At 69.5% G+C, this 9,046-nt stretch carries 11 protein-coding genes; 5 read left to right on the top strand and 6 right to left on the bottom strand.

Annotated elements, in window-relative coordinates:
- Positions 1 to 113: 113 nt before the first annotated feature.
- Positions 114 to 971 (bottom strand): glyceraldehyde 3-phosphate dehydrogenase NAD-binding domain-containing protein, encoded by an 858-nt coding sequence (locus ACLD7X_RS15235; protein WP_411424516.1) that lies wholly within the window; start codon positions 969 to 971, stop codon positions 114 to 116.
- A 98-nt stretch (positions 972 to 1,069) separates the two neighbouring features.
- Here ACLD7X_RS15235 and ACLD7X_RS15230 point away from each other — a divergent pair, with 98 nt between their 5' ends.
- The gene (locus tag ACLD7X_RS15230) at positions 1,070 to 1,408 is read left to right on the top strand and encodes an ArsR/SmtB family transcription factor (RefSeq protein WP_411424515.1); all 339 of its coding nucleotides are present in this window, start codon (positions 1,070 to 1,072) and stop codon (positions 1,406 to 1,408) included.
- Between the two features lie 22 nt (positions 1,409 to 1,430).
- On the opposite strand, the gene ACLD7X_RS15225 is transcribed toward ACLD7X_RS15230, so the two are convergent.
- On the bottom strand, positions 1,431 to 2,327 hold the full coding sequence (locus ACLD7X_RS15225; protein WP_412006873.1) for a cation diffusion facilitator family transporter: 897 nt from the start codon (positions 2,325 to 2,327) through the stop codon (positions 1,431 to 1,433).
- 149 nt (positions 2,328 to 2,476) lie between these two features.
- On the opposite strand from ACLD7X_RS15225, the gene ptrA reads away from it, so the two are divergent.
- The 3 genes from ptrA (at position 2,477) to ACLD7X_RS15210 (ending at position 4,978) form a co-directional block, all read left to right on the top strand.
- Positions 2,477 to 3,112, top strand: a complete 636-nt coding sequence (ptrA, locus tag ACLD7X_RS15220; RefSeq protein WP_411424513.1) for a Crp/Fnr family transcriptional regulator PtrA — start codon at positions 2,477 to 2,479, stop codon at positions 3,110 to 3,112.
- A gap of 98 nt (positions 3,113 to 3,210) precedes the next feature.
- Positions 3,211 to 3,903 (top strand): response regulator transcription factor, encoded by a 693-nt coding sequence (locus ACLD7X_RS15215; RefSeq protein WP_411424517.1) that lies wholly within the window; start codon positions 3,211 to 3,213, stop codon positions 3,901 to 3,903.
- Positions 3,896 to 4,978 (top strand): sensor histidine kinase, encoded by a 1,083-nt coding sequence (locus ACLD7X_RS15210; RefSeq protein ID WP_411424512.1) that lies wholly within the window; start codon positions 3,896 to 3,898, stop codon positions 4,976 to 4,978. The genes ACLD7X_RS15215 and ACLD7X_RS15210 overlap by 8 nt, the downstream gene beginning before the upstream one ends.
- Positions 4,979 to 4,998: 20 nt before the next feature.
- Here ACLD7X_RS15210 and ACLD7X_RS15205 read toward each other — a convergent pair whose 3' ends face one another.
- Together ACLD7X_RS15205 and ACLD7X_RS15200 are read right to left on the bottom strand one after the other, a co-directional pair.
- The gene (locus ACLD7X_RS15205) at positions 4,999 to 5,211 is read right to left on the bottom strand and encodes an acetyltransferase (protein WP_411424511.1); all 213 of its coding nucleotides are present in this window, start codon (positions 5,209 to 5,211) and stop codon (positions 4,999 to 5,001) included.
- Positions 5,212 to 5,351: 140 nt separating this feature from the next.
- Complete coding sequence (locus tag ACLD7X_RS15200; protein WP_412006872.1) at positions 5,352 to 6,323, bottom strand: phycobilisome rod-core linker polypeptide; 972 nt, start codon at positions 6,321 to 6,323, stop codon at positions 5,352 to 5,354.
- A 156-nt stretch (positions 6,324 to 6,479) separates the two neighbouring features.
- On the opposite strand from ACLD7X_RS15200, the gene ACLD7X_RS15195 reads away from it, so the two are divergent.
- The gene (locus ACLD7X_RS15195) at positions 6,480 to 6,749 is read left to right on the top strand and encodes a hypothetical protein (RefSeq protein WP_412006871.1); all 270 of its coding nucleotides are present in this window, start codon (positions 6,480 to 6,482) and stop codon (positions 6,747 to 6,749) included.
- Positions 6,750 to 6,774: 25 nt separating this feature from the next.
- Here the strand turns inward: ACLD7X_RS15195 and ACLD7X_RS15190 are convergent, their stop codons facing one another.
- Positions 6,775 to 8,424 carry a peptide chain release factor 3 gene (locus tag ACLD7X_RS15190; RefSeq protein ID WP_411424508.1) on the bottom strand — a complete coding sequence of 550 codons (1,650 nt, stop codon included), beginning with the start codon at positions 8,422 to 8,424 and terminating at the stop codon, positions 6,775 to 6,777.
- Between the two features lie 32 nt (positions 8,425 to 8,456).
- Positions 8,457 to 8,882 carry an SET domain-containing protein gene (locus ACLD7X_RS15185; RefSeq protein ID WP_411424507.1) on the bottom strand — a complete coding sequence of 142 codons (426 nt, stop codon included), beginning with the start codon at positions 8,880 to 8,882 and terminating at the stop codon, positions 8,457 to 8,459.
- Positions 8,883 to 9,046: the final 164 nt, after the last annotated feature.

The raw sequence follows: 9,046 nt of genomic DNA, 5'->3' as shown, positions 1-9,046 counted from the left end.
AACACCACCAGCATGCGCAGGGCCCCGTCCGTGAGGGTGAAGGCCCAGTAGTTGGCGGTGACGATCCCGTACTGCTGCAGGGCCGTGAGCCCGCCGCGCTGTGCCGCCATCGCTCAGCCCTCCCCGCAGGCCGCGATGTGGCAGGCCAGATCGGCCAGCCGGCAGCTGTAGCCCCACTCGTTGACGTACCAGGCGTAGACCTTCAGCTGGGTGCCGTTCACCACGAGGGTGGAGGGGGCATCGACCACGGCGCTGCGGGGGTCGTTGACGCAGTCCACCGAGACCAGCGGCCGGGTCTCCACCCCGAGAATGCCGCGGAGGTCCCCCTCGACCGCCTGGGTGAAGGCCCGGTTCACCGCCTCGGCCGTGGTGGCATGCTGCTCCAGCTCGAACACCGCATCGGTGAGGGAGGCGTTGAGCAGCGGCACCCGCACGGCGTGGCCGTTGAGCTTGCCCTGGAGATCCGGGAAGATCAGCCCGATCGCCCGGGCGGAACCGGTGCTGGTGGGGATGAGGCTCTGCAGGCAGGAGCGGGCCCGGCGCAGATCGTTCCTGAACCCGTTGACCACCACCTGGGTGTTGGTGACGTCGTGCAGGGTGGTGATCGCGCCATGGCGGATGCCGAAGCTGCCAGCCACCTCGCCCTTCACCGGGCAGGCCACCACGACGCGCGCCAGACCCGCCGCCTCGAAGTAGGGCTGCAGCGTCGCCGCCCACCAGGGCACGGCCGCAGGATCGGAGTCGCGGCTGTAGCCCACCGCCTGGTCGCCGACGCGGAGGCCCCGCTCGCCGAGGGGCTCGACCGGCGTGGGCCAGCGGCCGTGCACCGAATCGAAGGCCAGCAGATGGGCCGCCGCCGCCGCATCCCCGCCGCTGTCGTTGATGTGGACCAGCTCGATGCCGGGCCGCCCCCGGAGAACGCGGCAGACCAGGCGGCCGATGCGCCCGAAACCGTTGATGCCGACGCGCATGGACCTGACCCGCTGAAGAGGCGACGATGGGGACCCGTGGGCCCGCCCACACCGGAAGCTAGATCAACAAGAGTTGATCAATCAATGGAACCTGCTCCATGCGTGTCCTGGAACACCCCGCCGGCCCCACGGGCCTCTCCGCCGACCAGGCCCGGGCCCTGCTCAAGGCGCTCGGTGATCCCCTGCGGCTGCAGGTGATCGAGGCCCTCGGCAGCGGCGAACGCTGCGTCTGTGATCTCACCGCGGACCTGGGCCTGGCCCAGTCGAAGCTCTCCTTCCACCTGCGGGTGATGAAGGAGGCAGGGCTGATCGAGGGCAGGGTGCAGGGCCGCTGGATCTACTACCGCCTGCAACCCCAGGCCATCGCGGCGCTGCAGACCTGGCTCGCCGACCTCACCGCCCACTGCGGCCGGCCCGCCGCACCCTGCGACGGTTGAAGGGCCAGGCCCGAACGGATCCCTAGCGGCAGCTGTCGAGGGCCCGCTCCAGCTGGAGCGTCGCGTGCTGCACACCCAGGGCCCGCAGACGGCCGCGGGCCTCGCGCAGCACGGCATCGTCCTGGTCCTGGGGTCGGGCCGGATCGCACTGCAGGTGAACCGTGAGCGCCACGGTGGCGGTGCTCATGCTCCACACGTGGAGGTGATGCAGGCCGACCACCCCCTCCAGGGAGAGCAGGGCGGTCTCGATGGCGGCCAGATCCACCCCCCGCGGAACGGCATCCAGCATCAGGGCCCCCGCCTCCAGCAGCAGCTGCCAGCCGCTCCAGGCCACCACCACCCCCACGCCGATCGCCACCAGGGGGTCGATGCCGCTCCAGCCGGTGAGCAGGATCAGCAGGGCGCCGGCCAGCACGGCCGCCGACACGGCGGCATCGGTGAGCAGATGCATCACGGCCGCGCGGCGGTTGAGGTCATGCAGGTGGCCATGGCCGAACAGCCGCGCCGACAGCAGGTTGATCGCCAGGCCGGCCAGGGCCGCCCAGGCCACCGGTGCCGGCTGGATCAGCACGGGCCGGCCGAGGCGCTGGATCGCCTCCACCATCACCACGCCACCGGCCATGAGCACCAGGGCGGCATTGGCGAGGGCGGCGAACTGGGTGCTGCGGCGGTAGCCGTAGGTGAAGCGGCGGCTGGCGGGCCTCAGCGCGAGCCGCTCCGCGGCCCAGCCCAGGCCCAGCCCCGCCACATCCCCCAGGTTGTGCAGGGCATCGCCGATCAGCGCGAGGGAGCCGAAGGAGAAACCGATCACCAGCTGGACGACCACCAGGGCGGTGTTGAGCAGCACGCTCCAGCGGAAGGGGGCACTGCTGGGATGGCTGCTGCCGGGATGGCTGCTGCCGTGGTGGTGGGGAACCATGACCCAGTCTGTCCCCGCCCGCAGCGGCGGCCGCGCCCGGCGCGAGGGACGCGACGCTAACCAACCCTTAATCAGCGGACCATCTGGTCTTTGCCCCCGACGCTGCCGCGGTGCATAGCGTTCGCTCACCACAACGGCTGCCTGCGCCCATGGTGTTCACGCCATCCCTCGGGGCCGATCACCGTGACAGCTTCCGCGAGTTGCTGGAAACCAGCTACGAGAAGCGCAGCCTGGTGCACCTCCCGGCCGGCAGCTGCCTGCCGCTGCTCCGGCGCAATGTCTGGGTGGTGGTGCGCGGCATGGTCAAGCTGAGCGCCATCTCCATCCATGGCGACGAGCTGCTGCTGGGCCTGGTGGGTCCGAACGAACCCTTCGGTGATCCCCTCACCAACGTTCAGGCCTACGCCGCCAGCACCCTCCTGGACAGCGACCTGCTCTGCCTCAGCTGTGAGGAGATCGCCGCGGCGCCCCACCTGGCGATGAGCCTGCTGCAGGGGATGGCGGCCCGCTACCGCCAGAGCGAGGCGATCCTGGCCCTGCTGGGCCTGCGCCGCATCGAGGACCGGGTGCGGGGCCTGCTCGACCTGCTCGCCGCCGACCATGGCCAGCCCTGTGAGCAGGGCCTGCGACTCCCCTTCCGGCTCACCCACCAGGAACTGGCCAGCGCCCTGAGCACCACCCGGGTGACGGTCACCCGGGTCCTGGGCCAGTTGCGCCAGGAAGGCTGGTTGAAGCTGGACAGCCGTCGCCATCTGGTGATCGCCCACCAACCCCTGCGGCGATGAGCCTCGGGGCCGGCAGCGCCGGTCGCGGGGGCGAACGCAGCGACGGTCGGCGGCAGGCACCCTTCTGGGGGGCGCAGCTCAGCGGCGAAAATGGCTGGATGCAAGCCAGCCTGCTGGTCGTCGAAGACGACGAGACCATCCGCGAGACCCTGCGCGAGGCCCTGGAGCTGGAGGGCTTCGCCGTCACCGCCTGCGGCAACGGGCGCGATGCCCTCCACCACCTGCAGCGGGCCCCCGACGGCGAGGGCTTCGCCCTGATGGTGCTGGATCTGATGCTGCCGGGCCTGGGCGGTCTGGATGTGTGCCGGCAGCTGCGCGCCTCCCGGGACCAGACGCCCATCCTCGTGGTGAGCGCCCGCGACAGCGAGACCGACCGGGTGCTGGGCCTGGAGGTCGGCGCCGATGACTACCTCGTCAAACCCTTCGGCATGCGGGAACTGGTGGCCCGCTGCCGCGCCCTGCTGCGCCGCAGCAGCAACCAGGCGATCCAGGCCAAGGTGCTGGAGCACGCCAACCTGAAGCTGTACCAGGAGGAATGCCGGGTGACCCGCGATGGGCTGCCGGTGAACCTCTCGCCCAAGGAGTACCGCCTGCTGGAACTGTTCATGCAGCATCCCCGCCGGGTCTGGAGCCGCGACCAGCTGATCGAGCAGGTCTGGGGTGTGGACTACTTCGGCGACAGCAAGACCGTGGACGTCCACATCCGCTGGCTGCGGGAGAAGCTGGAGGATGAGCCCTCCACGCCGGTCCACCTGATCACCGTGCGGGGCTTCGGCTACCGGTTTGGCTGAGGGTCGCCTCGAACGGCTGCTGGGCTGGTGGCGCCGCCGGACTCCTTCTGCGGCGCCCCAGCCCAGCGCCCGCCAGCTGCTCAGCTGGATGGACTCCTCGCCGGTGGGATGGCTCCTGTTGGACGGTGGGGACCGGCTGGCCCACGTCACCCCGCGGGCGGCACGGATCCTCGCCCTGGAGAGCGGGCGGCACCTGCAGGGGCTCCCCCTGGGCGAGCTCTGCGCAGACGCCGCCCTGGCCGACGCCGTCGCCATCGCCCGCCGCCAGGATCGGCCCCAGCGGCTTCAGTGGCACTGGGCGCGGGAGGAGTACGACCTGGTGGTGGTGCCTGGCCTGGGGGGATGGATGGCGGTTCAGTTCCAGAGCCGGCGGTCCCTGGAGGCCCAGCTCGAGCAGCAGGAACGCTGGGTCAGCGATGTCGCCCACGAGCTCAAGACGCCCCTCACGGCGCTGCTGCTGGTGGGCGACAGCCTGGCCGCCCAGGTGAACGACCGCAACGCCCGGCTGGTGGAGCGCCTCCAGCGGGAACTGCGCCGCCTGCAGGAGCTGGTGGGCAACCTGCTGGAACTGTCACGGCTGGAGAACAGCCTGCCGGGGGAGAGCACCGGCCTGGGGCGCGTCGATCTGGGGCGGCTGGTGGAGGAGGTCTGGCAGGGGCTCCGCCCCCTGGCCGAGCAGCGCGGCATCCGCCTGCGTCTCCTGGCGCCGGCCCGGCTGGAGATCCAGGCCGACCGGGCCCGGCTGCACCGGGCGCTGCTCAACCTGCTGGACAACGGCGTGCGCTACAGCCCCGACGGCGGGACCCTGGAGGCCTCACTGACGAGCCGGGGGGGCTGGTGCCAGCTCAGCATCCGGGACCATGGGCCGGGGCTGGGGGAGGACGACCTGGCCCACATGTTCGAGCGCTTCTACCGCGGCGACCCCGCCCGCGTGCGCAGCCAGCGCAGCGGCAGTGGCCTCGGGCTGGCCATCGTGCAGCAGATCGCCCTGACCCACGGCGGCCGCATCCAGGCCAGCAACCACCCCGCCGGCGGGGCCCAACTGGATCTGATCCTGCCGGTGCACCAGCGGTGAGCGGTGGAGCGCCGCGCCTCTCAGCCGGCGTAGTGGGGATCCAGCCAGCAGCGGGGCAGGGCCTCGCCGGAAGGAAAGATCAGCCGCTGCTTGGTCATCCCCTGCGGATCCTGGAGTTCCTCGCCCGCATGAAACCGGCCGAGCACCTCGGCAGCGAAGGGATCGAACAACTGCTTGAGATCGAGCACCTCAACGAGGCGCTGGTCATCGCCTTGGCGAATTTTCAGGAACATGGCCTTGCCTCTGTCCTCTCCCTCCACTGTGGGCAATCCAGGACATGAGAAGCCCCGTCGAACACCATGCTTCACAAGGAGTTCGACGGGGCTGTCCCCCTGGGACGCGTCTCAGGGGCCGGTGCTCAGGGGCCGGTCCTTCAGCGGACGCTGACTTCGACCACCCGGCCGCCCAGCCGGTTGACCCGCTGCAGAGCTTCGTTCATCCGGGTGAACGGCACCCGGATCACGGTCTCGGCGGTGCGGGAGTAGGCGTTGTCGGCGATCCCCGTCACCAGCAGGGTGACGAGGCGCCCACTGCTGCTGTCGCTGCCGCGGGCACCGGCCATCACCGGCAGACCGTTGACACGGTCGCTGCGCTCGCTGTTGAACACCGCAGGTGCACCGCCCTCGCCGTCGGCGGCGTAGGCACCCGAACCCACCGACGAGCGGAAATAGGCCGGGCCGGAGCTGGGGGGATTGACCGCCACCGGTCGGTTGGTGTGCACCACCCGGTTGAGCCGGGACTGCACGCCGGAGGCGTCACCCTTCACCGAAGCGGCCGCTCCGCGGGCCAGCTGGAAGACCCAGGAGAACTGACGGCCCTGCTGGCCGATCGAGTAATCCCAGCCGTGGATGTAGGGCACCACATCCTGGCCGAAGCGATGCTGGTACTCGTCGCTGTCGAGATAGGAATCGATCTCGGCGTCGTAGCCGTGTTCCTGGAGAATGGTGAAGTGATCCAGCATCTCCTGGCTGTTGTTGGGCGCCCGGCCCAGCAGGTGCTTGAAGTTGAGCTCGATGAAGCGGTAGGGGTTGCAGTTCTCGAAGAACTTCTCCTTGTAGAGACCGCTCTTGGCTACCAGACGCACAAACTCACGCACGCTCAGATCACCGTTGCGGAACAGGGACTCCAGTCCCTCGAGCCGCTCACTCTTCATGATGTGCTGGTTGCCGAGCACCTGCTGGTACACAGCGCGGATGATCGTCTTGCGGTCGTCTTCGGAAGCGTGGGCCCAGTTTTCCTTGTTGCGGGCGTTCGCGAATCGCTCGATCCCCAGGACGGGGGCTTTGACCAGTGCCATGGGCAGGAGGGCGGGGGGGCAGTCGGCGGGCAGGGAGAAGGCAGTCACGTCACAGGACGTGTGCGGACGCGAGCGTAGGGGGGTTCGACTGAGCGCCCCGGCAGGTTCATTGAATGTTTAGGTTCGCGTGAAGACTCTTGAAGCAGCCGTTCTCTGCCAGGGGGGACGGGCATGGCTACCGTGAGGAGAACGCACCGAGCGGTGATGCACTTCTGGGCCCCGGAGATCGACCCATCCCATCCGATGGACTGCACCCAGCCGGAGCGCTACGCCATCCGGCGTCTCGACAACGCCAGCTTCCTGGCGATCGAAGCCAACGATCAGCGCCTGCTGGAGGTGGGAGCCGCCTCCGAGGCCTACCTGTTCCACACCCACGAAGCCGCCCTGCGCGCGGCCCAGGAGCTGAACCAGACCGGCCGCGGTCCGGTGGATGTGGTCAAGATCGAGTGGGAGCCGGAAACCACCGCGCCCTGAGCGCGACCCCCCTGGGCCAGGCCACTCAGAGGCTGATCGGCTCCACGCCGCTCACCACCGGCGCCACCGAACTGAGTCCGAGGTCGGGATGGTCCTCGTGCAGCTGGTTGAGATTCCAGTCGTTCTTGAACAGCAGCACCGGCCGGTCCCAGGCATCCCGCACCGTCTTGCAGTTGAAGATCCTCCCCACCGCTTCCAGGGCCGGCCAGCCGCCGCTGACCCAGCGGGCGACGCTGAACCCCAGGGGTTCGAGACGCGTCTGCACCCCATATTCATGCTCCAGCCGGTACTGCACCACCTCGAGCTGCAGCTGACCCACCGCCGCGAGGATCGGATCGCGCTTGCTCTGGTCGGTGTCATAGAGGATCTGCACGGCCCCTTCCTCCCGCAACTCGTTGACGCCCTTGCGGAAGCTCTTGAAGGCCGAAGGGTTGGGGTTGCGCAACCAGGCGAAGATTTCCGGTGAAAAGCAGGGGATCCCCTCGTACTCCACCCGCGGACCCAGGTAGAGCGTGTCGCCGATGGCGAACATGCCGGGGTTGTTGAGGCCGATCACGTCGCCGGGGTAGGCGTCCTCGACCACTTCCCGGTCCTGGCCGAACAGTTTCTGGGGACGCGACAGGCGAATGCTCTTGCCGGTGCGGGCGTGCTGCACCGTCATGTCCTTCTCGAAACGGCCGCTGCACACCCGCACGAAGGCCACCCGGTCGCGATGGCGGGGATCCATGTTGGCCTGGAGCTTGAACACGAAGCCACTGAAGCCCGACTGCAGCGGGTCCACCAGACCGGTGCTGCTCTGGCGGGGGATGGGCCGCTGCGCCAGCTCCAGAAAGGCATCGAGGAACGGACGCACGCCGAAGTTGGTCATGGCCGAGCCGAAGAACACCGGGCTGAGCTCGCCGCGGTGCACCGCCTCCAGGTCGAGGTCGGAGCCTGCCCCATCGAGCAGCTCCAGTTCCTCCAGCGCCGCCGCCAGCAGCTCCGGTTCCACCAGCCCGCTGCTGGCGGCCTCGTCGATCTGCAGCACCCGCTCCTCACTCTGGCGGCCCCGCTCGGCCCGCAGGAAGAGGATCACCTGCCGGCTGCGGCGATCGATCACACCCCGAAAGCGGTCGCCGCTGCCGATCGGCCAGTTGACGGGCCAGCAGGCCAGACCCAGCTCCTGTTCGATTTCATCGAGCAGCTCCAGGGGGTCCCGCCCCGGCCGGTCCATCTTGTTGATGAAGGTGAAGATCGGGATGCTCCGCATGCGGCACACCTCGAAGAGCTTGCGGGTCTGGGGCTCCAGGCCCTTGGCGGCGTCCTCCAGCATCACCGCGTTGTCGGCGGCGGCCAGGGTCCGGTAGGTGTCCTCGGAGAAGTCCTGGTGGCCGGGTGTGTCGAGCAGGTTGATGGTGCTGCCGCTGTAGTCGAACTGCAGCACGGTGGAGGTGATCGAGATGCCGCGCTGCTTCTCGAGCTCCATCCAGTCGGAGGTGACCTTGCGCTGCTCGCCCTTCGCCTTGACGGCGCCGGCCTGCTGGATGGCGCCGCCGTAGAGCAGCAGCTTTTCGGTGAGGGTCGTCTTGCCGGCGTCGGGGTGGGAGATGATCGCGAAATTGCGCCGACGGGCCACCGCCTCAGCCAGGTCGGCTTCAGGGGCGGTGGCGGGGGGAGGGGTGGAGCGCGTGGTCATGGCCACAGCCTGGCAGGCAACGGGGAGGGGCTTCAGGAGCGCGGGGTCAGGGGCTCGGCGAGCAGGTGGGTGAGCTTGCGGCGGTAGTCGGCATCCGAGTCCGGCGCGATCAGCAGCTCCTCCCCGGCGGAGATCGTTCGGGCGGCGATCACCAGGTGCTCCCCATGGGCAAGCCGCGGCGAGAGCACGGCGTTGGCCGGGCAGCCCGGCGGCGGGAAGTTCCAGAAGCGAGCGCTGTCCCCACACACGATCACCCAGCCCGGGCGCCGCGGATTGGTGTAGCCGAAGTGAAGCAGCTCCTGCTGCTGGGTCAGCGGCAGCCCGCTGAGCCGAACGGCGCTGTCGCAGGCCGGCTCGAATCGCCAGAGCAGGGTGCCCCGTTCAAGCCGGTCGAGGCTGAACACACCCTGGCCATGGATGCGGCTGGCGCCGACGCGATGGGGGATCAGGAGTCCCATCAGGGCTCGGCATCGCGGCGGGAGGGCAACCCGGGACTGGAAGGCGGTGTGCCATGGCGGCCATCCGGATGGCGCCAGGCCTGGAGGGCATGGCGCACGTAGGCCAACCGACGGAAGCGCTCCGGCAAGGCCTCGACCGCCGCGATCGCCTCGCTGGAACGGCC

The organism is Aphanothece microscopica RSMan92 (assembly GCF_046613545.2).
In the GTDB taxonomy this organism is placed as follows: domain Bacteria; phylum Cyanobacteriota; class Cyanobacteriia; order PCC-6307; family Cyanobiaceae; genus NIES-981.
Note: the sequence above shows the minus strand (reverse complement) of the source record. Positions and strands in the feature narration are given on the sequence as shown.

What these genes read in the sequence shown, in the direction of transcription:
- ACLD7X_RS15195 (WP_412006871.1), top strand. Translation starts at nt 6,480, where the DNA reads ATGCACTTCTGGGCCCCGGAGATCGACCCATCCCATCCGATGGACTGC.
- ACLD7X_RS15225 (WP_412006873.1), bottom strand. Translation starts at nt 2,327, where the DNA reads ATGGTTCCCCACCACCACGGCAGCAGCCATCCCGGCAGCAGCCATCCC.
- ACLD7X_RS15230 (WP_411424515.1), top strand. Translation starts at nt 1,070, where the DNA reads ATGCGTGTCCTGGAACACCCCGCCGGCCCCACGGGCCTCTCCGCCGAC.
- ACLD7X_RS15190 (WP_411424508.1), bottom strand. Translation starts at nt 8,424, where the DNA reads ATGACCACGCGCTCCACCCCTCCCCCCGCCACCGCCCCTGAAGCCGAC.
- ptrA (WP_411424513.1), top strand. Translation starts at nt 2,477, where the DNA reads ATGGTGTTCACGCCATCCCTCGGGGCCGATCACCGTGACAGCTTCCGC.
- ACLD7X_RS15235 (WP_411424516.1), bottom strand. Translation starts at nt 971, where the DNA reads ATGCGCGTCGGCATCAACGGTTTCGGGCGCATCGGCCGCCTGGTCTGC.
- ACLD7X_RS15215 (WP_411424517.1), top strand. Translation starts at nt 3,211, where the DNA reads ATGCAAGCCAGCCTGCTGGTCGTCGAAGACGACGAGACCATCCGCGAG.
- ACLD7X_RS15185 (WP_411424507.1), bottom strand. Translation starts at nt 8,882, where the DNA reads ATGGGACTCCTGATCCCCCATCGCGTCGGCGCCAGCCGCATCCATGGC.
- ACLD7X_RS15205 (WP_411424511.1), bottom strand. Translation starts at nt 5,211, where the DNA reads ATGTTCCTGAAAATTCGCCAAGGCGATGACCAGCGCCTCGTTGAGGTG.